This window comes from Burkholderia cenocepacia, from assembly GCF_900446215.1.
GTDB lineage: Bacteria > Pseudomonadota > Gammaproteobacteria > Burkholderiales > Burkholderiaceae > Burkholderia > Burkholderia cenocepacia.
In genome coordinates this window covers 284,558-307,664 of the sequence record NZ_UAQZ01000015.1, presented here as the reverse complement: position 1 = coordinate 307,664, position 23,107 = coordinate 284,558, and the positions used below count along the sequence as shown (strand labels likewise).

At 69.1% G+C, this 23,107-nt stretch carries 22 protein-coding genes; 19 read left to right on the top strand and 3 right to left on the bottom strand.

The annotated features are described in order from the left end of the window. Positions 1–5: 5 nt before the first annotated feature. From DTA15_RS31130 to DTA15_RS31085, 10 genes are all read left to right on the top strand, one after another. Positions 6–1,130 (top strand): MlaE family ABC transporter permease, encoded by a 1,125-nt coding sequence (locus tag DTA15_RS31130; protein ID WP_012492376.1) that lies wholly within the window; start codon positions 6–8, stop codon positions 1,128–1,130. Next, a complete protein-coding gene (locus DTA15_RS31125) occupies positions 1,127–2,041 on the top strand; it encodes an ABC transporter ATP-binding protein (RefSeq protein ID WP_006481553.1) in 915 nt (304 codons plus the stop codon). The genes DTA15_RS31130 and DTA15_RS31125 overlap by 4 nt, the downstream gene beginning before the upstream one ends. Positions 2,042–2,058: 17 nt before the next feature. Beyond that, on the top strand, positions 2,059–2,988 hold the full coding sequence (locus DTA15_RS31120) for an MlaD family protein (RefSeq protein ID WP_006481551.1): 930 nt from the start codon (positions 2,059–2,061) through the stop codon (positions 2,986–2,988). An 83-nt stretch (positions 2,989–3,071) separates the two neighbouring features. Further along, positions 3,072–3,695 carry an ABC-type transport auxiliary lipoprotein family protein gene (locus DTA15_RS31115; protein ID WP_011546311.1) on the top strand — a complete coding sequence of 208 codons (624 nt, stop codon included), beginning with the start codon at positions 3,072–3,074 and terminating at the stop codon, positions 3,693–3,695. 19 nt (positions 3,696–3,714) lie between these two features. Then, on the top strand, positions 3,715–4,866 hold the full coding sequence (locus tag DTA15_RS31110) for a VanZ family protein (RefSeq protein WP_006493288.1): 1,152 nt from the start codon (positions 3,715–3,717) through the stop codon (positions 4,864–4,866). A 154-nt stretch (positions 4,867–5,020) separates the two neighbouring features. Continuing rightward, complete coding sequence (locus DTA15_RS31105; RefSeq protein WP_006485233.1) at positions 5,021–5,338, top strand: (2Fe-2S) ferredoxin domain-containing protein; 318 nt, start codon at positions 5,021–5,023, stop codon at positions 5,336–5,338. Between the two features lie 13 nt (positions 5,339–5,351). Continuing rightward, entirely contained in the window at positions 5,352–5,996 is a 645-nt protein-coding gene (locus DTA15_RS31100) for an alpha/beta hydrolase (protein ID WP_006485236.1), read from the top strand. A gap of 508 nt (positions 5,997–6,504) precedes the next feature. Next, the gene (locus tag DTA15_RS31095) at positions 6,505–7,815 is read left to right on the top strand and encodes a D-alanyl-D-alanine carboxypeptidase family protein (RefSeq protein WP_006485243.1); all 1,311 of its coding nucleotides are present in this window, start codon (positions 6,505–6,507) and stop codon (positions 7,813–7,815) included. A 48-nt stretch (positions 7,816–7,863) separates the two neighbouring features. Then, positions 7,864–8,790, top strand: a complete 927-nt coding sequence (locus tag DTA15_RS31090; RefSeq protein ID WP_006485237.1) for a D-amino acid aminotransferase — start codon at positions 7,864–7,866, stop codon at positions 8,788–8,790. Beyond that, positions 8,790–9,098, top strand: a complete 309-nt coding sequence (locus DTA15_RS31085; RefSeq protein ID WP_011546305.1) for an HP0495 family protein — start codon at positions 8,790–8,792, stop codon at positions 9,096–9,098. The genes DTA15_RS31090 and DTA15_RS31085 overlap by 1 nt, the downstream gene beginning before the upstream one ends. A gap of 23 nt (positions 9,099–9,121) precedes the next feature. On the opposite strand, the gene DTA15_RS31080 is transcribed toward DTA15_RS31085, so the two are convergent. Beyond that, on the bottom strand, positions 9,122–10,111 hold the full coding sequence (locus DTA15_RS31080) for a transcriptional regulator GcvA (RefSeq protein ID WP_006485238.1): 990 nt from the start codon (positions 10,109–10,111) through the stop codon (positions 9,122–9,124). Between the two features lie 102 nt (positions 10,112–10,213). Here DTA15_RS31080 and DTA15_RS31075 point away from each other — a divergent pair, with 102 nt between their 5' ends. The 6 genes from DTA15_RS31075 (at position 10,214) to DTA15_RS31050 (ending at position 15,441) form a co-directional block, all read left to right on the top strand. After that, positions 10,214–10,540, top strand: a complete 327-nt coding sequence (locus tag DTA15_RS31075; protein WP_006485239.1) for a DUF2917 domain-containing protein — start codon at positions 10,214–10,216, stop codon at positions 10,538–10,540. Between the two features lie 85 nt (positions 10,541–10,625). After that, a complete protein-coding gene (gene lipB / locus DTA15_RS31070) occupies positions 10,626–11,381 on the top strand; it encodes a lipoyl(octanoyl) transferase LipB (RefSeq protein ID WP_006485245.1) in 756 nt (251 codons plus the stop codon). Next, positions 11,374–12,366, top strand: a complete 993-nt coding sequence (gene lipA, locus DTA15_RS31065) for a lipoyl synthase (RefSeq protein ID WP_006485242.1) — start codon at positions 11,374–11,376, stop codon at positions 12,364–12,366. The genes lipB and lipA overlap by 8 nt, the downstream gene beginning before the upstream one ends. Positions 12,367–12,626: 260 nt before the next feature. Continuing rightward, complete coding sequence (gene tauA / locus DTA15_RS31060; RefSeq protein WP_006485234.1) at positions 12,627–13,643, top strand: taurine ABC transporter substrate-binding protein; 1,017 nt, start codon at positions 12,627–12,629, stop codon at positions 13,641–13,643. Between the two features lie 38 nt (positions 13,644–13,681). Beyond that, on the top strand, positions 13,682–14,479 hold the full coding sequence (locus tag DTA15_RS31055; RefSeq protein WP_006485241.1) for a taurine ABC transporter ATP-binding protein: 798 nt from the start codon (positions 13,682–13,684) through the stop codon (positions 14,477–14,479). Then, complete coding sequence (locus tag DTA15_RS31050; protein WP_034178678.1) at positions 14,479–15,441, top strand: ABC transporter permease subunit; 963 nt, start codon at positions 14,479–14,481, stop codon at positions 15,439–15,441. Before DTA15_RS31055 ends, DTA15_RS31050 begins: the two co-directional genes overlap by 1 nt. Positions 15,442–15,497: 56 nt before the next feature. Here DTA15_RS31050 and ggt read toward each other — a convergent pair whose 3' ends face one another. After that, positions 15,498–17,372 carry a gamma-glutamyltransferase gene (ggt, locus tag DTA15_RS31045; RefSeq protein ID WP_006485244.1) on the bottom strand — a complete coding sequence of 625 codons (1,875 nt, stop codon included), beginning with the start codon at positions 17,370–17,372 and terminating at the stop codon, positions 15,498–15,500. 83 nt (positions 17,373–17,455) lie between these two features. Continuing rightward, positions 17,456–18,418 carry a LysR family transcriptional regulator gene (locus DTA15_RS31040; RefSeq protein ID WP_006485246.1) on the bottom strand — a complete coding sequence of 321 codons (963 nt, stop codon included), beginning with the start codon at positions 18,416–18,418 and terminating at the stop codon, positions 17,456–17,458. 159 nt (positions 18,419–18,577) lie between these two features. Here DTA15_RS31040 and DTA15_RS31035 point away from each other — a divergent pair, with 159 nt between their 5' ends. Genes DTA15_RS31035 through DTA15_RS31025 form a run of 3 tightly spaced genes read left to right on the top strand, consistent with a single transcriptional unit; the run spans position 18,578 to position 23,084 of the window. Further along, positions 18,578–20,701: a 3-hydroxyacyl-CoA dehydrogenase NAD-binding domain-containing protein gene (locus DTA15_RS31035; protein WP_006493286.1), complete on the top strand. Its 2,124-nt coding sequence runs from the start codon at positions 18,578–18,580 to the stop codon at positions 20,699–20,701. A gap of 29 nt (positions 20,702–20,730) precedes the next feature. Further along, complete coding sequence (locus DTA15_RS31030; RefSeq protein WP_006490814.1) at positions 20,731–21,927, top strand: acyl-CoA dehydrogenase family protein; 1,197 nt, start codon at positions 20,731–20,733, stop codon at positions 21,925–21,927. A gap of 14 nt (positions 21,928–21,941) precedes the next feature. Continuing rightward, entirely contained in the window at positions 21,942–23,084 is a 1,143-nt protein-coding gene (locus DTA15_RS31025; RefSeq protein WP_006490817.1) for an acyl-CoA dehydrogenase family protein, read from the top strand. Positions 23,085–23,107: the final 23 nt, after the last annotated feature.

Genomic DNA, 23,107 nt, shown 5'->3' with positions numbered 1-23,107 from the left:
TGCCCTTGGACTTCGAGACTCCTCCCGGCCTGTCGGTCGACGTCGGCGGCCAGGGCCAGACGGTGCGCCTGACCGGCCAGTGGACCGCGCTCGCGCTCGCGCGCAATCGCGGCGCCGTGGCGCGCCGCGTCGCGAGCATCGCCACCGGGCGCGTGAGCGAATGGGATCTGTCCGGCATCGAGCGGCTCGACCACGTCGGCGGCCAGGCGCTGTGGCGCGTATGGGGCCGCAAGCTGCCGGCCGGCGTCGCGCTGAGCGCCACGCAGCGCACGATCTTCGAGCGCATCGAGCGGCTCGACAGCGAACGCGAGGCGCCCGAGCGCGTGGTGCGCGTCGATCCCGTCACGCGGCTCGGCCAGGCGATCTTCTCGTTCGGCGAACACCTGCAGGGCGGCATCGCGATGTTCGGCCTCGTGATCCTCGATGCGCTGTCGGTGCTGCGCCGCCCGCAGACGATGCCGTGGAGGGAAACCTCGGCGAACATCTACAGCGCCGGCGCGCAGGCGCTGCCGATCACCGCGCTCGTCGCGTTCCTGATCGGCATCGTGCTGAGCTACCTGTCCGCGCAGCAGTTGCAGACGTTCGGCGCGAACCGCTACATCGTGAACATCCTCGGGCTGTCGGTGATTCGCGAGCTCGGCCCCGTGCTGTCGGCGATCCTCGTCGCGGGCCGCTCGGGCTCGGCGATCACCGCGCAGATCGGCGTGATGCGCGTGACCGAGGAACTCGACGCGATGCGCGTGATGGGCATCCCGCACGGGCTGCGGCTGGTCCTGCCGCGCGTGCTCGCGCTCGGCGTCGCGATGCCGCTGCTCGTGATGTGGACCAACATCATCGCGCTGACGGGCGGCGCGATCGCCGCGAAGTTCGTGCTCGGCATCGACGTCAATTACTTCGTGCGCTCGCTGCCGGGCGTGGTGCCGATCGCGAACCTGTACATCGGCCTCGGCAAGGGCGTCGTGTTTGGCATGCTGATCGCGCTGGTCGCGTGCCATTTCGGCTTCCGGATCAAGGCGAACTCGCAGAGCCTCGGCGAAGGCACGACCACGTCGGTGGTGTCGTCGATCACGGTCGTGATCCTCGCCGACGCGGTGTTCGCGATCCTGTTCCAGAACGTGGGGCTCGGATGAACGCATCGAACGAAACGACCGCGCATGCCGCGGCCATCGGCGCCGGGTCGGTCGGCGCCCGGCCCGACGTGGCCGGCGATGCCGGCGACCTCGTGATCGAGGTGCGCAACCTGACCAAGCGCTACGGGCGCAACATCATTCACCAGAAGCTCGACTTCGACGTGCGGCGCGGCGAGATCGTGTCGATCGTCGGCGGCTCGGGCTCCGGCAAGACGACGCTCGTGCGCCAGATCCTCGGCCTGGAGCGGCCGACGTCGGGCACGATCAAGGTGTTCGGCGAGGATACGGCGACGATCGACGACGCCAGCGCGCGGATGATGCGCACGCGCTCGGGGATGCTGTTCCAGCAGGGCGCGCTGTTCTCGTCGATGACGGTGTTCGACAACGTCGCGCAGCCGCTGCGCGAGCTCGGCCGCGTGCCGCCGGACCTGCTGCACGACATCGTGATGCTGAAGCTCGAGATGGTCGGGCTGCCGTGCAAGCACGCGTCGAAGATGCCGGCCGCGCTGTCGGGCGGGATGGTCAAGCGGGTCGGCATCGCGCGCGCGATCGCGCTGGAGCCCGAGCTGCTGTTCCTCGACGAGCCGACGGCCGGCCTCGATCCGCAGGCGTCCGACGAATTCGTCGAGCTGATCGCGACACTGCACCGCACGCTCGGGCTGACCGTCGTGATGGTGACGCACGACCTCGACACGATGGTCGCGCTGTCGACGCGCGTCGCGGTGCTGGCCGACCGCAAGGTGCTGGTCGCCGCGCCCGTCGAGGAGGCCGCGAACGTCGACCATCCGTTCATCCACGAGTATTTCCTGGGGCTGCGCGGGCGCCGCGCATTGCAGGCGCTGCCGCCCGAGCGGCGCGCGAAGCTGCCGAAGGCGGCCCTCGAACCGGCGCTGTCGAGCGTCGAGCTGTAGAAGCAAGGAACCCGCGAATGGAAAACAAATCACATGCGTTCTGGGCCGGCCTGTTCACGATCGCGCTGACGCTCGCGATCGCGGGCACCGTGTTCTGGTTCAACGTCGACCGCACCGTGCGCGTGCCGTACGACCTGCTCGCGCGCACCAACGTGACGGGGCTGTTCCCGGACGCGGCCGTGCGCTTTCGTGGCCTCGACGTCGGCAAGGTGCAGTCGATCGGCTTCGATCGCACGCATCCGGGTCAGATCCGGATCCGCATTCTCGTCGATCACGACGCGCCGATTACGCAGTCGACCTACGGCAGCCTCGGCTTCCAGGGCGTGACGGGCATCGCGTTCGTGCAGTTGGAGGATACGGGGCGCGATCTGTCGCCGCTGCCGTCGTCGCCGAAGGCGATCGCGCAGATCCCGATGCGGCCGAGCCTGTTCGACCAGATCCAGGAGCGCGGCGACGTGCTGCTGCGGCAGCTCGAACTGGCCGCGAAGAGCGCGAACGCGCTGATGTCGCCCGAGATGCGCGAGCAGTTGCGCGCGACCGCCGAAAGCCTGCAGCACGCGGCCGACGGCGCCGCGACGCTGACGAAGCAGCTCGGCCCGGCGGTCACCGCGCTGCCGGAGACGATGCACGAGGTGAACCGCGCGATGGCGTCGGCGAACACGCTGATGCAGCCGAACGGGCCCCTCGTGTCAAATCTGAACAAGGCCGGCACGGCCGCCGAGCAGGTCGGCGTCGCGCTGAACGGCCTCAACGCGCGCGTGCAGTACGACACGCTGCCGCGCTTCAATGCGCTGGCCGACAGCGTCGGCGACGCGTCGCGGCAATTGAAGGACGTCGCCGGTGAACTCGGCCGCAACCCGCGCAGTCTGTTGTTCGGTTCGCCCGGCGCGGCGCCGGGGCCCGGCGAAGCGGGCTTCGTGTGGCCGGGTGCCGCGGCCGGGAAGTGAAGCGCAAACCCATCGAGGGTCCAGCCGGAAACGGCCGGGTCATGACGCCCATCGAAACCGGAAACATCATGCAGGAATACGCCATGCCACGAATCCTTGACCGCGCGCTGCGCCCGGCCGCGGCCGCGCTGGCCGTGCTGACGCTCGCACTGGCGGCCGGCTGCGCCGGCAACGACGCGGTGCTGTCGAACATCCGCTACGACCTCGGGCCTGCGTCGTCGGTGACGACCACCGGTTCGGGCCCCGCGCTGAAGGTGCTCGACGTCGCCGCGCCCGACGCGCTCGACTCGGACAAGTTCGCGTATCGGCTCGCGTACGCGGATGCGCAGCACGTGGCCGTCTATCGCGACAGCCGCTGGACCGCGCCGCCCGCGCAACTGCTCACGCAGCGGCTGCGCGGCGCGCTGTCGTCGCGTGGCACGGTGCTCGAAGGCGCCGATGGCGTGCGTGCGCCGACCCTCAAGGTCGACCTCAGCGAATTCGAACAGGTCTTCGACGGCCAGTCGCAAAGCCACGGCGCGGTGACCGCGCGCGCGACGCTGATGCTCGACGGCAAGGTGCTCGGCCAGCGCACGTTCGTCGCGCGCGCGCCGTCGAGCACGCCCGACGCCGCCGGCGGTGCGCGCGCGCTCGCGGCGGCCAGCGACGAACTCGTGTCGCAGATCGCCGCGTGGGTCGGCGTGCAGGCGTACGCGGGCACGCCGTGACGCACGCCGTGCAGCCGCGATGAACGTGCCGGGCCCGCATCGCGCGTCACCGCTCGCACGGCAGGCATTTGCCGCCTATGCGGCGCTGATCGTCTATGCGTCGCTGTATCCGTTCGACGGCTGGGCGGCGCTCGGCATCGGCCCGTTCGATTACCTGTTCGCGCCGATGCAGCGCTACGTGACGACGTTCGACGTGGTCACGAACGTGCTCGGTTATCTGCCGTTCGGCGCGCTCGGCGTGCTCGCGCTGCATCCGCGCTGGCGCGGCGTGGCCGCGACGCTGATCGCGGGCGGGCTCGGCGTGCTGCTGTCGGGCGCGATGGAAGCGCTGCAGACCTATTTGCCGACGCGTGTCGCGTCGAACCTCGATCTCGGCGCCAACGCGTTCGGCGCGCTGCTGGGCGCGGCGCTCGCCGCGCCAGCCACCGGCGCGCTGCTCGACCGCGGCGTGTTGCGCCGGCTGCGCTTCGCGTGGCTGGAAGCCGATGGGTCGACGCCGCTGCTGCTCGCCGCGCTGTGGCCGTTCGCGATCGTGTTTCCGTCGCCGTTCCTGTTCGGCATCGGCGACTGGCCGGCCGCGCTATGGGAGCGCGCCGACGCGTCGATGCAGGACGCGGTGCTCGCGTGGCTGCCGGCCGCCTGGCGCGTCAGCGAATGGCCCGAGCGGGTCGACGGCTGGCTGTCCGATTCGGCGTGGGAAGCCATGCTCGGCGGGCTGATGCTGTTCGCCGCGCTGGCGATCGCGTCGCTCGCGATGCGCCCGCACGCGCCGCGCATCCGGCTGCTGGTCGCACTGGTGGTCGCCACGCTCGTGCTGAAGGCCGCGGCGACCTTCATGCAGTCGGCCACCGGCCTCGTCGTCGTGTGGGCGACGCCCGGCGCGCGGCTCGGCATCGAGCTCGGCTTCGCGGCGGCGCTCGTCGCCTTGCGCGTGCCGGCGACGTGGCGCGCGCTGCTCGCGGCGCTCGCGCTGCTGGCCGGCGTCGCGCTCGTGAACCTGCTGCCGGTCAATCCGTTCTTCGACTTTACGCTGTCGGGCTGGCGGCAGGGGCGCTACGTGCACTTCAACAGCCTCGCGCGCTGGCTCGCGTGGATCTGGCCCTACGCGGCGCTGATCTGGCTCGGCCAGCGCGTCGAGCACGCGTGGCTGCCGGCCGCGCTGCGCCGCTGACGCCGCAGTCCGGGCCGTGCGGCGGCGGCCGTGCCGCGGGCAGCCGCGTGCGTCGGTCGCTATAATCGTCCGCATCCTCCGTTGCCGCCTCGCGCAACGGCAATCCATCGCCCCTCTTTCCGCACGGCCTCGTGCCGGGCCGCTCGTCACCATCATGGATTCCTACTACCAGCACCACGTCTTCTTCTGCCTGAACCAGCGCGACCCGGGCGCCGAACGTCCGAGCTGCGCGCAATGCGATGCACAGACCATGCAGGAATACGCGAAAAAGCGCGTGAAGGAACTTGGCCTCGCGGGGCCGGGCAAGGTCCGCATCAACAAGGCCGGCTGCCTCGACCGCTGCGAGGAAGGGCCGGTGATGGTCGTGTATCCGGAGGGCACGTGGTACACGTACGTCGATCAGGCCGACATCGACGAGATCGTCGAATCGCACCTGCGCGACGGCAAGGTCGTCGATCGCCTGAAGATCTGAGCGGGCCGGCCGAATGAACGTTCATACGCAGAAATCGCTGATCGCGGGCCCGATCGGCCAGATCGAAATCGCGGTCGACCTGCCCGACGCCGTGCGCGAAGGCGGCGCCGCGCCACGCGGCATCGCGCTCGTCGCGCATCCGCATCCGCTGTTCGGCGGCACGATGGACAACAAGGTCGCGCAGACGCTCGCGCGCACGCTCGTGCAGTTGAACTACGTCGTCTACCGGTCGAATTTCCGTGGCGTCGGCGCGACCGAAGGCGTGCACGACAACGGCACGGGCGAGGCCGACGATCTCCTCGCGGTGCTCGCGCACATGCGCGCGCAGCCCGCGTATGCGGACCTGCCGCTCGTGCTCGCGGGCTTCTCGTTCGGCACCTTCGTGCTGTCGCACGTCGCGAAGCGGTTGCGCGATGCGGGCGAGACGATCGAGCGGATGGTGTTCGTCGGCACGGCCGCGAGCCGCTGGCAAGTGGCCGACGTGCCCGAGAACACGCTCGTGATCCACGGCGAAACCGACGACACGGTGCCGATCGCATCGGTGTACGACTGGGCGCGGCCGCAGGAGCTGCCCGTCGTCGTGATCCCCGGCGCCGAGCATTTCCTCCATCGCAAGCTGCACGTGCTGAAGCGCATCATCGTCGACGCGTGGCGCTAGCCGCCATGCGGGCGTCGGCGTAGGAGCCGGCGGCCCGTACCGCGCATCGGCCCCGGCCGGACGATGCGCGACCCTTCCCGAAACTTCACGCGACAGCGCGCCGCACAGCGCGGTGCGCCGGCTACGGCATCGCGGTGCAACGCGACTTGCACACCGCCTGCGCGTGCCTTTCGCGCGGCTTCGAGCGCACGTGTTCGCCGCGTCTCCACGCTATGCTCTCGCAGCCGGTATGCGGGCGTCCGCTGCCAGGTTCGCGAAAACGCCGTTCGTGGCCACGTATAATGGCCGCATTCCGCGTCGCCCGCGGCCCGGCTGGGCCCATGCCGCGCTCGTTTCGCCGCCTGTCCGCCCGCTCGCGACGGCCGCGAACCGAACGCGTCCGCACGAGTCCAACCGGCGCGTTTCGCGTCGCCCGACGGTGTCGGGCGAGTGCCCGACACGCCCGCCGCCTTGCCGTTCAACCCTGCGCGTTTCGCACCGCACTTTCTGCCATCAGCCTGAATCGATCATGCGTCTGTCTTCCCAAGGCCTCAAGTCCCTCGCTTCCTCCATCGCCTTCGGCACCGCCGCGCGCAACGTCGCGCTCGGCGTGATGCTGCCCGTCGCGCTCGCGTCGACGATCGTCGTCGCCGAGGCGAAGCCGGCCGCCAAGGCCAAGGCCGCGCATGCGGCGCCGGCCGCCGAGCAGTTCACCGGCGCGCCCGCGACCTACATGCCGGGCGCGGTGCCGCCGCCGGGCGTGAACGCGCGCTCGTGGGTGCTCGTCGACGCGACGAGCAACACGGTGCTCGCATCGGGCAATGCGGACGAACGCGTCGAGCCGGCGTCGCTGACGAAGCTGATGACCGCGTACCTCGTGTTCGAGGCGCTCGACAAGAAGAAGATCTCGATGGAGCAGATCGTCACGCCGAGCGACGCGGTGCGCCGCGTCGGCCGCGACGAGTCGCGCATGTTCATCGAGGCGAACAAGCCGGTGTCCGTGCACGACCTCGTGTACGGGATGATCATCCAGTCGGGCAACGATGCCGCGATCGCGCTGGCCGAACTCGTCGGCGGCAGCGAAGGGCAGTTCGTCACGCTGATGAACGACGAGGCGGCGCGTCTCGGCATGAAGGGCACGCACTTCGCCGACGTGAACGGCATGCCCGACCCGAACCACTACACGACGGCCGGCGACCTCGCGAAGCTGTCCGCGCACCTGATCCGCGATTTTCCGCAGTACTACGGCATCTTCTCGGAGAAGGAATTCAAGTACAACAACATCCGCCAGGGCAACCGCAACCGGCTGCTGTGGCTCGACCCGACGGTCGACGGCCTGAAGACGGGCCATACGCAGGCGGCCGGCTTCTGCCTGATCGCATCGGCGAAGCGCGCGATCCCGGGTGTCGACGGCCAGCGCCGTCTCGTGTCGGTGATGATGGGCGAACAGAAGGAAAACGACCGCACGCAGGACAGCATGAAGATGCTGAACTACGGCTACAGCGCGTTCGATTCGGTGCGCCTGTTCAAGGGCGGCCAGGCGATCTCGACGCCGCGCATCTACAAGGGCAAGGACAACACCGTGCAGGTCGGCGTGAAGGGCGACCAGTGGGCGACCGTGCCGCGCGGCCTCGGCGACAAGGTCAAGACCGAAGTCGACGTGAACGCGCCGCTGATCGCGCCGCTCGCGGAAGGCCAGCAGGTCGGCACCGTGAAGATCGTCGCCGACGGCAAGACGCTGTCCGAATTCCCGGTCGTCGCGCTGCAGGCCGTGCCGGAAGCGGGTATCTTCGGACGTATCTGGGACTCGATCCTGCTGATGTTCAGCAAGAAGAAGTAAGCACGACGGGCCTTTGTTTTCACGACTTCATCCCCATCTGTCATAGCCATGAGCCAAGCCGAATTCGAACCGATCGTCTACCTCAGCGTCTCGGCGCAGGAGGAACTGGTGCCGCTGTCCGAAGCCCGTGTGCCGGTGCTCGACCGCGGATTCATCTTCGGCGACGGCGTGTATGAAGTCGTCCCCGTTTATGCGCACGACGGCGCGCACGTGCCGTTCCGGATCGAACAGCATCTGGACCGGCTCGCGCGCAGCCTGAAGAAGATCGGCATCGACAACCCGCACGATGCGGCGGGCTGGCGCGCGTTGATCGAGCGGGTGGTCGCGGCGAACGCCGAAGGCCTCGGCGACGGCAACGCGCTCGTCTACCTGCAGGTGACGCGCGGCGTCGCGAAGCGCGGCCACGCGTTCCCGGCGAACGCGGTGCCGACGGTGTTCGCGATGACGAGCCCGCTGCGCCTGCCGTCGGAAGAGGAGCGCGCGAAGGGCGTGCGCTGCGTGACGGCCGAGGACCGTCGCTGGCTGCATTGCGACATCAAGTCGATCTCGCTGCTCGGCAACGTGTTGATGGCGCAGCATGCGGCCGAGCGCGATGCGTTCGAGACGATCCAGCTGCGCGACGAAAACGTGACGGAAGGCTCGTCGTCGAACGTGTGGATCGTGAAGAACGGCGAACTGTTCGCGCCGCCGCGCAGCAACAAGATCCTCGAAGGGATCCGCTACGCGCTGGTCGAGCAGCTGGCCGACGAATGCGGGATTCGGTTCGTCGCGCGCGAGATCAGCGAGGTCGAACTGCGCTCGGCCGACGAGATCATGCTGACGTCGGCCACGAAGGAAATCCTGCCTGTGACGTCGCTCGACGATCTGCCCGTGCAGGGCGGCAAGCCGGGCCCCGTGTTCGCGGCGCTGTATGACGCGTACCAGCGTGCGAAGGCACGCGAGTTTGAACAGTTTGACCTAACCCGGAGAAAATGATGAGCGAACCGACCAAAACCGTCGAGGTCACCGGCGCGATCGAGACCCGGAAGGAGTCGCTGCTGGAGTTTCCGTGCGATTTCCCGATCAAGATCATGGGCAAGGCGCACCCCGAGTTCAAGGACACGATCTTCAAGGTCGTGGCCGTTCACGACAACGAGATCGACGTCGAGAAGATCGAGGAGCGCGCGTCGAGCGGCGGTAATTACACGGGCCTCACGATCACCGTGCGCGCGACGAGCCAGGAACAGCTCGACAACATCTACCGCGCGCTGACCGGCCATCCGATGGTCAAGGTCGTGCTCTAAGGGGCCGTTCTGGTGGCCCGGGATCAGCGCAAACGGCCGCTGATCCCTTTCCATCCTCCCTCCAGCGCGCACTCGGCGGGGCATTTTCCCGCCGCGCGCCGCGCGTCCAGCTCGTCGCACAGCCGCTTGTATTCGGCGACCTCCTCGAACAACCAGGTCCGGAACGCCTGCACGCGCGGCGTGTTGAGCAGCGGCGGCGGACACACGAAAAAATAGTGCCACGGGCTCGGCCCGTCGATGTCGAACAGGCGCACGATGCGCCCGTCGAGCAGGTCGTGGACCGCGAGCGAGCGGCGCACCAGCGCGATGCCCTGGCCCTCGATCGCGGCCAGCAGCAGGTTCGACGAATCCTGGTACAGGATCCCCCGTTTCGGCTCGGTCAGCGTATCGAGCCCGGCCGCGTCGAACCATGGCCGCCACAGCTCGTCGTCCGAGCGCAGCAGCGGGTAGTGCACGAGATCGGCGGGCGTCTGCGGCAGCTTGCCGCCATTCAGCGTCGGCGCGCAGGCCGGAAAGAACACCTCCTCGAACAGCGGCTCCACGTGCAGCCCCGGATAGCTGCCGAAGCCGAAGCGGATCGCCAGATCGACGTCGTCGCGCGCGAAATCGGTGAGCGAGTTGGTCGACTGCAGCTCGACGTCGATTTCCGGATGCCGCTCGATGAACGTGCCGATGCGCGGCGTGATGAAGCGCGCGGCGAACGACGACAGCATCGACACCACCAGCCGCCGGTCGCGGTCGCTCGCGCGTACGTCGCGCGTCGCGTCGGCGATCACCATCAGCGCGGTGCGGATCTGCTGCGCGTACCGCATGCCGGCGTCGGTCAGGCACAGCCGCTTGCCGTTGCGCGTGAACAGCTGCACGCCGAGCTCTTCCTCGAGCGCGCGCACCTGGTGGCTGACCGCGCCGTGCGTGACGAACAGCTCGTCGGCGGCGCGCGAGAAGTTCTCGTGGCGCGCGGCGGCTTCGAACGCGCGAATCGCGTTCAGCGCGGGGAGCTGGCGGAGGTCCATTTGCTAATTTTCCTCACATCGACGTGAAAATTGGTCGTTTGGTCGGACGCCTTCGAGTGACTACGATTGTAGCCATCGGAGCACTTATTGGCGGAGTCGATCATGCAAGAAATCTCTTCAAGCATCACCTTCGAAATTCCCCCGGGCGAGACCGTGCCGATGAGGGTGCAACGCAGCACGCGGCTGGTCGTCCAGTGCGGGCCGGTCTGGGCGACGCGCAGCAACGACGTCGACGACTACTTCCTGGCCGACGGCGAGACGCTGAAGCTGCGCCGCGGCGAGCGGCTGTGGCTCAGCGCGGAAGGCCGCGAGGGCGCGTGCGTCGCGTTCTCGGTGTCGCGGCCGCCGCGGGAAGTCGCGCTCGGCGGGCTGACCCGGCTGCGCCAACGCGTGAGCGCGCTGTTCCATGACGGCTGGCGCACCGTCTGACCATCATTTCATCCGACGGATACCGGCGATCCGTCCCCCTCCCCAGGGCCGGCGAGACCCACGGGTTTTCGGTAAACTACCGCCCATGTCCGTTTCGCCGGTTTCCATCGTGTCCACGCCTGTCGCCGTTTCCGCATCGCCCGCCGGAGTCCCGGATCAGCCGGTCCAGCCGGTCACCGTGCGCTGGCGGGGCAGCGAGGCGTACGAAGCGAGCTTCGACGCGATGCGCGCGTTCACCGATACGCGCACGGCCGACACCGGCGACGAGATCTGGGTGGTCGAGCATCCGCCCGTCTACACGCTCGGCCAGGCCGGCGACCCGGCGCACCTGCTGGTGGCCGACAGCGGCGTGCCGCTCGTGAAGGTCGACCGCGGCGGACAAATCACTTACCACGGCCCCGGCCAGATCGTCGTCTACCTGCTGCTGGACCTGCGCCGGCGCAAGCTGATGGTGCGCACGCTCGTGACGAAGATCGAGGAGGCCGTGATCGAAACCCTCGCGGCGTATAATCTCGCTTCGGTCCGCAAGGCGGGCGCGCCGGGGATCTACGTGGCATCCGGCGTGCACGAGGGCGCGAAAATCGCGGCCCTCGGCCTGAAGATCCGTAACGGCTGCAGCTATCACGGGCTGAGCCTGAACGTGAAGATGGATCTGCGCCCGTTTCTTGCGATCAACCCGTGCGGCTATGCCGGACTGGAAACCGTCGACATGGCGAGCCTCGAGGTTGCCGCCGACTGGAACGACGTCGCCCGCACGCTGGTGCGCCGTCTGATCGCCAACCTCGACGGCGCATCCGCGGCCGCCGACAAGCCGCACGCACTGGAACAATCGAATGACTGACGTTACCGCTTCTCCCGCACCGGCCGACACGGCCGCGACCCCTGCCTACGATCCGACCGCCAAGCAGAAGGCGCAGGCGAAGACGGCGCGCATCCCGATCAAGGTCATTCCGATCGAAAAGCTGAAGAAGCCCGAGTGGATCCGCGTGAAGGCGGCCACCGGCAGCTCGCGTTTCAACGAGATCAAGACGATCCTGCGCGAGCACAACCTGCACACCGTGTGCGAGGAGGCGAGCTGCCCGAACATCGGCGAATGCTTCGGCAAGGGCACCGCGACGTTCATGATCATGGGCGACAAGTGCACGCGCCGCTGCCCGTTCTGCGACGTCGGCCACGGCCGTCCCGATCCGCTCGACGCCGACGAACCGAAGAACCTCGCGCGCACGATCGCGGCGCTCAAGCTCAAGTACGTGGTGATCACGAGCGTCGACCGCGACGACCTGCGCGACGGCGGTGCGGCTCACTTCGTCGAGTGCATCCGCGAAGTGCGCGAGCAGTCGCCGGACACGCGCATCGAAATCCTCACGCCGGACTTCCGCGGCCGTCTCGACCGCGCGATCTCGATCCTGAACGCCGCGCCGCCCGACGTGATGAACCACAACCTCGAAACGGTGCCGCGCCTGTACAAGGAAGCGCGCCCGGGTTCGGACTATGCGCACTCGCTGAAGCTGCTGAAGGACTTCAAGGCGCAGCATCCGGACGTCGCGACGAAGTCGGGCCTGATGGTCGGCCTCGGCGAGACGGAAGAGGAAATCCTGCAGGTGATGCGCGACCTGCGCGCGCACGACGTCGACATGCTGACGATCGGCCAGTACCTGCAGCCGTCCGAGCACCACCTGCCGGTGCGCGCGTACGTGCATCCGGATACCTTCAAGATGTACGAGGAAGAGGCGTACAAGATGGGCTTCACGCACGCGGCCGTCGGTGCGATGGTGCGCTCGAGCTATCACGCCGATCTGCAGGCGCATGGGGCCGGGGTGGTCTGAGCATCGCACACGCCTCCATCTGCAGCAGTCCCGAGCAGTCGAAAAAAGCCCGCAGCAATGCGGGCTTTTTCGTTGGCGCGGCGGTTGCCCGCGCCCGCGCACGGCAATCGGCACCCGACCGGACGCGCAATCCGGTCGAGCGTGGAAAGCAAAGCTGAAACGGCATCGATAGCTTCGCAGGATAAGTTCGCTCCCGCCGCGCGCAAAGCTCGTAAAGTCGGCTCTCCCGCAGCAATGCCCGCATTCCGAAGGAGAGCCGCATGTCCCGTTTCAGCTTCATCCGCCGCGCCGTCGTCGCGCTGACCGCCTTTGCCGCGCTCGGCGCGGCGCACGCCGAATCGCGCGAAGTCGTGATCGCGTACCAGGACATGGTCGTGCCGTGGCGCTACGCGCAGGCGAGCGGTGAAGTCGAAAAGGCGACCGGCTACAAGGTCACGTTCCGCAAGCTCGACAGCGGCGCCGACGTGATCCGCGCGCTCGCGTCGGGCTCCGTGCAGCTCGGCGAGGCGGGGTCGAGCCCGATCGCGGCCGGCCTGTCGCAAGGGCTCGACATCTCGCTGTTCTGGGTGCTCGACAACATCAACGACGCCGAGGCGCTCGTCGCGCGCAACGGCTCGGGCGTGACCAGCATCGCCGCGCTCAAGGGCAAGAAGATCGGCGTGCCGTTCGTGTCGACGTCGCACTTCCATACGCTCGTCGCGCTGCAGGCCGCGGGCGTCAATCCGAACGACGTGAAGATCGTCAACCTGCGTCCGCCCGAAGTCGCGGCGGCGTGGGCGCGCGGCGACATCGACGCGACCTATATCTGGGATCCGGTGCTCGCGAAGGTCAAGCAGTCGGGCACGGTGCTGACGACGTCCGGCCAGGTTGCGAAGGAAAGTGGCAAGGCGACCTTCGACGGCTTCGTCGTGAGCCGCAAGTTCGCGCGCGAGAACCCCGAGTTCGTCACGCGTTTCGTGAAGGTGCTCGCGGCGGCAGACGCCGACTACCGCGCGCATGCGGCGGCGTGGAAGGTCGGCTCGCCGCAGGTCGCGGCGGTGGCGAAGGTGTCCGGCGCGAACGCGCAGGACGTGCCGGCCAGCCTCGCGCTCTACGCATTCCCGACGGCGGCCGAGCAGGCATCGCCGACGTGGCTCGGCGGCGGCGCGCAATCGGGCGCCGCGAAGTCGCTCGCGGCCACGGCCACGTTCCTCAAATCGCAAGGCACGATCCAGACGGTGCTGTCCGACTATTCGGCCGGCGTCGATCCGCAGTTCGTGCAGAAGGCTGCGCGCTGAGCGCGGCCATTCAGCCCACTCATCGCGGAGCCCCGATCATGAGCACGCTGGAAGTCCGTCAGGTATCGGTCGCCTATCCGGGCGAGCGCGGCAGGCCGACGACGCAGGCGCTCGCGCAGGTCGACCTGCGCATCGATGCCGGTGAATTCGTCGTCGCGCTCGGCGCGTCCGGGTGCGGCAAGACCACGCTGCTGAACTGCATGGCCGGCTTCGTCGCACCGACGACGGGCGACGTGCGGGTCGACGGCGTGCCGGTCACGGGCCCCGGCGCCGATCGCGGCGTCGTGTTCCAGAAATACGCGCTGCTGCCGTGGCTCGACGTGCTCGACAACGTCGCGCTCGGACTGCGCTTCGCGCGCGTGTCGAAGGCCGAACGCGATGCACGGGCGCGCGAGATGCTCACACTCGTCGGCCTCGAGCGTCATGCGCATGCGCGCGTGTACGAGCTGTCGGGCGGGATGCAGCAGCGGGTCGGCATCGCGCGGGCGCTCGCGAGCGACCCGCGCGTGCTGCTGATGGACGAGCCGATGGGCGCGCTCGATGCGATGACGCGCGGCACGATGCAGGCGCTCGTGCTCGACGTGTGGGCGCGCACCGGCAAGACGGTGTTCTTCATCACGCACGACGTCGAGGAGGCGTTGTTCCTCGCGACGCGTCTGATCGTGATGACGGCGGGCCCCGGTCGCATTGCCGAAACCTTCGAGCTGCCGTTCGCGCGCCGCTACGTCGAATCGCGCGATGCGCGCGCGGTGAAGTCGTCGCCGGACTTCATCGCGTGGCGCGAGCGGTTGATCGCGTACCTGCATCGCGACGAGGCGGCGGTGGAGCCCGCGTGATGAGTGAACTCGCACGGCACGGGGTGGCCGTGGGGCGCGGCCGGAACAGCACTTTGCACAGGCAGGACAGCATGAGCACACAGGATTCTTGGACGGCCGATCGTGCGGCCGCCGATTTCGAACGGGACGGTCGCACGCCGCGTCGGGCGGCGCCGCGCCGTGCGCCGTCGTCGCGCCGTTACCGGTTGCCGGGGCAGGGGAAGACGGCTGGGTTGAGCGCCGCGACGGTCGCGGCGCTGGCCGTGCTGTGGTGGGTCGCGACGCATCTGCAGTGGCTGCCGCCGCTGTTCCTGCCCGCGCCGGAAGCGGTGTGGACCGCGTTCGTCGATGCGTGGCACGGCCGCATCCAGGGCGGCCTGCCGTTGTCCGACCATCTGTTGTGGAGCGCGGCCCGCGTGTTCGGCGCGTTCGCGCTCGCGACCGCGATCGGCGTGCCGGCCGGCATCCTGATGGGCGTGAGCCGCGTCGCACGCGGCGTGCTCGATCCGCTGCTGGAATTCTACCGGCCGCTGCCGCCGCTCGCGTATCTGCCGCTCGTCGTGATCTGGTTCGGCATCGACGAAACGGCGAAGCTGGTCGTGATCTTCCTCGCGTGCTTCGCGCCGGTCGCGATGGCCGCGCGCGCCGGCGTGCGTGCCGCAACCGTCGAGCAGATCAACGCCGCGTATTCGCTCGGCGGCAGCTTCGCGCAGATCGTGCGCCATGTCGTGCTGCCGGCCGCGCTGCCGGAAATCCTCACCGGGCTGCGGATCGCGATCGGGTTCGGCTGGACGACGCTCGTCGCGGCCGAGATGGTCGCCGCGACGGCCGGGCTCGGGCAGATGGTGCTCAACGCGTCGAGCTTCCTGCGCACCGACATCGTCGTGATGGGCATCCTGCTCATCGGCGCGATCGCGTGGCTGTTCGATCTCGCGATGCGGTGGGTCGAGCGGCGGGTGGTGCCGTGGAAGGGGAGAGGGTGACGTCACACTGACGGCACGGGCAACGGGCGCGTACGCGCCGCCCGCGCCTTTCGCGCTCAATCGCCCATCGCCACCCCTTCCCGTCGCGGGTCCGCGCCGCCGAACCACACCGTCTGCCCCTGCACGTTCAGCCGCTGGATTCCCTGCAGCCCCGAGTTCATCTCGACGATCTGCACGTCGTGCCCGCGTCCCTTCAACCCGTCCACGAGCGCGTCCGACACGCGGCCCCGTTCGAGCTGCGTCGGCCCGTTCATCGACCCGAAGTTCGGCAGCGCGATCGCCTGCTGCATCGTCATGCCCCAGTCGAGCACGCCGACCAGCGTCTTCGCGACGTGATTGATGATCGCCGGGCCGCCGGCCGAGCCGACGATCATCGTCACCTGCTTCGTCTTCTTGTCGAACACGAGCTCCGGCGACATCGCCGAGCGCGGCCGCTTGCCCGGCTGCACGCGGTTCGCGACCGGCCGGCCGTTGTCGTTCGACACGAACGAGAAATCGGTGAGCTGGTTGTTCAGCATGAAGCCGCGCACCATCAGCCGCGAGCCGAACGCGTCCTCGATGCTGGTCGTCATCGACAGCGCCTGGCCGTAGCGGTCGACGATCGCGATGTCGGAGGTCGACGGCCATTCGGGGCTGCGGTCGTCGGCCATCGCGAGCGTCGCGCCCTGCGGCGTGCCGGCCTGCGCGACGCCCATGCTGGTGTCGCCGATCAGCCGCGCGCGCTGTGCGAGATAGGTCTTGTCGGTGAGGCTCGCCCAGGTGCCGCCCGGCAGCGGCACGAAATCGGGATCGGCCACGTAGCGTGCACGGTCCGCATACGCGAGGCGCCCGGCTTCGCTGAACAGGTGCGCGGCGAACGGCGTCGGCTCGTAGCCGACGTCGTTGCGCACCGGCTTCTGCGCGCCGATCTGCTGCCAGTCGGGCATCGCTTCGAGCATGCCGAGCATCTGCGCGATCGCGAGGCCGCCCGACGACGGCGGCGGCATCCCGCACACGATCGAGCGCCGGTAGTCGGCGCACAGCGGCGCGCGGACCTTCGCCTTGTAGCGCGCGAGATCCTGCAGCGACAGCAGCCCCGGGTTGGTCGGGTGCTTGCGCACCTTCGTGACGATGTCGCGTGCGATCGAGCCGCTGTAGAACGCGTTCGCGCCGCGGTCGGCGACCTGGCGCAGCACGGTCGCGAGCGCCGGGTTCTTCAGCACCGTGCCGGCGGCCTTCGGGGTGCCGTCCGCGTTGTAGAAGTACGCGCGGGCCGCCGGGTCGTTCTTCAGGTACTTGTCGTTCGCGATCAGCATCGCGAGCCGCGGGCTGATCGTGAAGCCGCGCTCGGCGAGCCGGATGGCCGGCTGGAACAGCCGGCGCCACGGCAGCTTGCCGTGCGCGCGGTGCGCGGCGTCGAGCATGCGCAGCACGCCCGGCGTGCCGACCGAGCGCCCGCCGACCACACCTTCGTAGAAGCTCATCGGCTGGCCGGTCGGCCCGTAGAACAGCCGGTCGGTCGCGGCAGCCGGCGCGGTTTCGCGGCCGTCGTACGCCTGCGTTGCACGGCCGTCGAAGTACAGCATGAACGCGCCGCCGCCGATGCCCGACGATTGCGGCTCGACGAGCGCCAGCACCATCTGCGTCGCGATGGCCGCGTCGATCGCGGTGCCGCCGGCCTTCAGCATGTCGTAGCCGGCTTGCGTCGCGAGCGGGTTCGCGGCCGCGATCATGAAATGCTGCGAGGTCCAGCCCGACTTGTCCGTCCAGCCGGACGACAGTTCGGGCGCGTGAACGCCCGGCAGCGGGACGGCCGCGCCCGATGCGGCGGTGACCGGGACGACGGCGCCCGATGGCGCGGACGGGGACGTGCAGCCGGCGTTGAACGCGACGAGCGCGACGGCGGCGAGCAGCGTCCAGGGACGCGAATACGGACGAATCCGGTCGAACATTGAACCCTCGGCAGCAGTGAATTCGAAGGAGACGGCGGCGTGGACGTCGGCGCGGGCGCAACGGCGCTGCCCGCCCCGGCGCGCTATTGTCGCCGCGCGCCCGGCGGCTTGTCATCCGACAGGAAACCCTGACGCATCCCGCCGGGCCCGCCCCGGCCGGTCTTTCCGGCCTGTTCGAGGATGAACTCTATGAACGTCGAGGTCGCGCGCGTGTGGTGGCGATTCGGCATGTACAGCATGTACATGTGGGTGCCGAAGATGCTGAGCCGGTACGCGTCGAGCGACGTGACGACGGCGCCGTGCCGCAGGTCGTCCTGCATCACGTAGTCGGGCACGATGCCGACGCCGATCCCCGCGAGGATCGCCTGGCGCAGGAACAGGAAGTTCTCCGAAATCAGCGTCGGTTCGAGCAGCACCTCGTGGCGTTCGTCGCCGAGATACGCGGCGATGCGGAGCTGCCGGCCCATCACCGTCGCGGTGACGACCGGCGCGGCGGCCAGCGCGCCGAGGCTCGCCGGCATCCCGTGCGCGGCCGCGAACGCGGGCGACGCGCACGCGACGTAGCGCACCGCGCCCATGTCGCGCGCGACCAGGTTCTGCGGCGGCTCGGACATCACGCGGATCGCGATGTCGACTTCGTCGCGCATCAGGTCTTCCACGCGATTCTCGAACACCACGTCGAGCACGATGCCCGGATGCCGCCGCTTGAACGCGAGCAGCCATTCGGACATCACGATCTGCCCGTAGCCGCTCGGCACCGACAGCCGCACGCGGCCCTGCAGGTCCTGCCCGAGCGTCGTCACCGATTCCTGCGCGGCGAGCAGTTCGTTGCGGATGCGCCGGCCGTGTTCGTACAGCTTCAGCCCGATCTCGGTCGGCTCCATGCGCCGCGTCGTGCGCCGCACCAGCTGCTGGCCGATCGAGCGCTCGAGCTGGTTGAGCCGGTAGCTGACGTTCGCCCGGCTCATCTTGAGCCGCTGCGCGGCCTTGCTGAGATTGCCGGCGTCGAGGATCTCGACGAGCAGCGTCAGCGCGTTCAGGTCCATGCCCGTATTCTCCTGATTCGGCCCGTTTAACGGTCGGAAAGCATCCAGTGTCAAGTCAGACTTGACAGCTTGTAAAGGCGTGCGGGAATTGTCAATGAATCTCGATCAATCGAGAATCGGGTCATGCCTGCTGCATCGACAGCTTCGACAGGAGACGCCATGAATTCCCCCGCCACGCCCCCAACCGGCACCGTCACGCGCGAGCGGCGCGACAAGGTGCTCGTCGTCACGATCGACCATCCGCCCGTGAACGCGCTGTCCGCCGACGTGCGGCGCGGCCTCGCCGACGCGATCGACGCCGCGCAGGCCGACGATGCGATCCGCGCGGTGCTGATCGTCGGCGCCGGCCGCAACTTCATCGCGGGCGCCGACATCCGCGAATTCGGCAAGCCGCCGGTGCCGCCGTCGCTGCCCGACGTGTGCGAGCGGATCGAGTCCGGCACGAAGCCGGTCGTGGTCGCGCTGCACGGCGCGACGCTCGGCGGCGGCCTCGAAGTCGCGCTGGCCGCGCATTACCGGCTCGCGGTGCCCGGCGCGAAACTCGGGCTGCCCGAAGTGACGCTCGGCCTGCTGCCCGGCGCGGGCGGCACGCAGCGCGCGCCGCGCCTGATCGGCGCGAAGGCCGCGCTCGACCTGATGCTGACGGGCCGTCATGCGAGCGCGGAGGAAGCGCTCGCGCTCGGCCTCGTCGATCGCGTCGCGCACAGCGACGACACGCTCGCCGAAGGGCTCGCCTATGCGCAGGAACTCGTGTCGCTCGGCGCACCGGTGCGCCGCACGCGCGATGCGCAGGGCCTGGCGGACCGCACGGCCGCGCAGGCGGCGATCGACGCGGCCCGCGCCGAATTGCCGAAGAAGTCGCGCGGCCTGTTCTCGCCGGCGAAGATCGTCGACGCGGTCGAGGCCGCGCTCACGCAGTCGTTCGACGCGGGAATGAAGTTCGAACGCAGCCTGTTCCTGCAATGTCTGGACAGCCCGCAGCGCGCGGGCCTCGTGCATGCGTTCTTCGCGGAACGCGAGGCGGCGAAGGCGCCCGAGGCGCGACGCGCGAGCGCACGGCCGGTCGAGCGGATCGGCGTGGTCGGCGGCGGCACGATGGGCGCGGGCATCGCGGTCGCGGCGCTCGACGCCGGGCTGCCGGTGACGATGATCGAGCGCGACGAAGCCTCGCTCGCGCGCGGCCGGGCGCACGTCGAGAAGGTGTACGACGGCCTCGTCGCGAAAGGGCGGATGACGCCCGCCGCGCACGCGGCGCGCCTCGCGCGCTTCAAGGGCAGCACGTCGTACGACGCGCTCGCGCAGGTCGACGTCGTGATCGAAGCCGTATTCGAGGACATGGCCGTGAAGCAGGCCGTGTTCGCCGAACTCGCCCGCGTGTGCAAGCCGGGCGCGGTGCTCGCGACCAACACGTCGTATCTCGACATCGACGCGCTCGCGAGCATCGACCGGCCGGCCGACGTGATCGGCCTGCATTTCTTCTCGCCGGCCAACGTGATGAAGCTGCTCGAGATCGTTGTGCCGGCGCGCGTGAGCCCGGACGTCGTCGCGACCGCGTTCGCGCTGGCCCGGCAGTTGAAGAAGACGCCGGTGCGCGCGGGCGTATGCGACGGCTTCATCGGCAACCGGATCCTCGCCGTCTACCGGACGGCGGCCGACTACCTGATGGAAGACGGCGCGTCGCCGTACCAGATCGATCGCGCGGTGCGCGAATTCGGCTTCCCGATGGGGCCGTTCCAGGTCGTCGACCTCGCGGGCGGCGACATCGGCTGGGCGACCCGCAAGCGCCGCGCGGCGACGCGCGATCCGAATGCGCGCTACGTGGAGATTTCCGACCGGCTGTGCGAGCGCGGCTGGTTCGGGCAGAAGACCGGCCGCGGCTACTACCTGTATCCGGACGGCGCGCGCGTCGGCACGCCCGACCCGGAAGTGGAGGCGATCGTCGCGGAAGAACGCGCGAAGAAGGGCATCACGCCGCGCACGTTCACCGACGACGAGATCCTGCGCCGCTACCTCGCCGCGATGATCAACGAAGGCGCGAACGTCGTGCACGAGAAGATCGCGCTGCGCCCGCTCGACGTCGACGCGGTGTTCCTGCACGGCTACGGCTTCCCGCGCTATCGCGGCGGCCCGATGCACTACGCGGACACGCTCGGCCTCGCGAACGTGCTCGCCGACATCCGCACGTTCGCGAAGGACGATCCGCTGTTCTGGAAGCCGTCGCCGCTGCTCGTCGATCTCGTCGCGCGCGGCGCGAATTTCGCGAGCCTGAACCACATCGACTGAACGCCAACCGCATTTGCCACGGACCGAAGATGGACCTCGATTTCACTCCCGAAGAGGAAGCCTTTCGCGCTGAAGTGCAGCGCTTCCTCGCCGCCGAACTGCCGGCGCGCACCGCGCGCAAGGTGAAGGGCGGCCTGCACCTGACGCGCGACGACATGCGCGAATGGCACGCGATCCTCAACGCGCGCGGCTGGCTCGCGAGCCACTGGCCGCGCGAATACGGCGGCCCCGGCTGGAGCGTCGCGCAGAAATTCCTGTTCGACAACGAATGTGCACTCGCCGGCGCGCCGCGCATCGTGCCGTTCGGCGTGAACATGCTCGGCCCGGTGCTGATCAAGTACGGCAACGACGCGCAGAAGCGCCACTGGCTGCCGCGCATCCTCGACGGCACCGACTGGTGGTGTCAGGGCTACTCGGAGCCGGGCGCCGGCTCCGATCTCGCGTCGGTGAAGACGAGCGCGGTGCGCCACGGCGATCACTACGTCGTGAACGGCCAGAAGACGTGGACCACGCTCGGCCACTACGCGAACATGATCTTCTGCCTCGTGCGCACCGCGACCGACGTGCGCAAGCAGGAAGGCATCAGCTTCCTGCTGATCGACATGAATACGCCGGGCGTCGACGTGCGTCCGATCATCACGCTCGACGGCGAGCATGAGGTGAACGAGGTGTTCTTCACCGACGTGCGCGTGCCGGTCGAGAACCTGGTCGGCGAAGAGAATCGCGGCTGGACCTACGCGAAATACCTGCTCACGTACGAGCGCACCAACATCGCGGGGATCGGCTTCTCGACCGCCGCCCTCGACCGGCTGCGCGCGGTGGCCGCGAAGGTCACGAAGAACGGCCGGCCGCTCGCGGACGATCCGTTCTTCGCGGCGCGGCTCGCGCGCGTCGAGATCGAGCTGGAAAACATGCGCACGACCAACCTGCGCGTGCTGGCCGCGGTCGCGGGCGGCGGCGTGCCGGGCGCGGAAAGCTCGATGCTGAAGATTCGCGGCACGCAGATCCGCCAGGAGATCACCGCGCTGATGCGGCGCGCGATGGGGCCGTACGCACAGCCGTTCGTCGACGACGCGCTCGACGCCGATTACGACGGCGAACCGGTCGGCCCGGAAGAAGCCGCGAGCGCCGCGCAGCAGTATTTCAACAACCGCAAGCTGTCGATCTTCGGCGGCTCGAACGAGATCCAGAAGAACATCATCGCGAAGATGATGCTCGGGCTGTAACGAGGGACGCGACGATGGATTTCCAGCACACAGAAGACCGCCGGATGCTGGCGGACACGTTGAACCGCTTCATCGCCGAACAGTACGCGTTCCCGGTGCGCGACCGCATCGCGCAGTCGGCCGAAGGGTTCGACCGCGCGATGTGGCAGCGCTTCGCCGAACTCGGCACGGTCGGAGCGCTGTTCGCCGAGGCCGATGGCGGCTTCGGCGGCGCGGGCTTCGACATCGCCGTGGTGTTCGAATGCCTCGGGCGCGGGCTCGTCGTCGAGCCGTTCCTCGGCGCGCTGCTCGCGGGCCGTGCGTTGGCGCTCGCCGGCGGCGATGCGCATCGCCACCGGCTCGCCGCATTGATCGACGGCAGCGCGAGCGCCGCGTTCGCGCACGACGAACCGGGCTCGCACTACGAACTGACGACGGTGCGCACGCGCGCCGAACGGTCCGGCGACGGCTGGGTGCTGACCGGCGCGAAAGGTGTCGTCGACCAGGCCGCGCAGGCGGCGTTCTTCGTCGTCAGCGCGCGCGTGTCCGGCAACGACGACGCGGCCGGCATCGGCCTGTTCGTCGTGCCGGCCGATGCGCCGGGCGTGTCGCTGCGCGACTACCGGAAGATCGACGGCGGCCGTGCGGCCGAAGTGCGCTTCGAGCGTGTCGCGCTGCCGGCCGACGCCGCGCTCGGCGCGCCGGAGGCGCTCGACGGCGAAGCGGGCGCCGAGCTGCTCGAACGCGTGCTCGGCTACGGGCTGCTCGCGCTGTCGGCGGAAGCGCTCGGCGCGATGGACGTCGCGAAGGAGCACACGCTCGACTACCTGCGCACACGCAAGCAGTTCGGGTTGCCGATCGGCAGCTTCCAGGCGCTGCAGCACCGGATGGCCGACCTGCTGCTCGAAGTCGAGCAGGCGCGCTCGGCCGTGATCAATGCGGCTGCGCAGCTCGACGCGCCGCGCGCGGTGCGCGAGCGCGCGCTCGCGGCGGCGAAATACAGCATCGGCCGGATCGGCACGCTCGTCGCCGAGGAAAGCATCCAGCTGCACGGCGGGATCGGGATGACGTGGGAGTTGCCGCTGTCGCACTACGCGAAGCGGCTGGTGATGATCGATCACCAGCTCGGTGACGAGGATCATCATCTCGCGCGCTACATCGCACTGTCGAAACAGTAACGGCGAAAACGCGAATGGAGGAG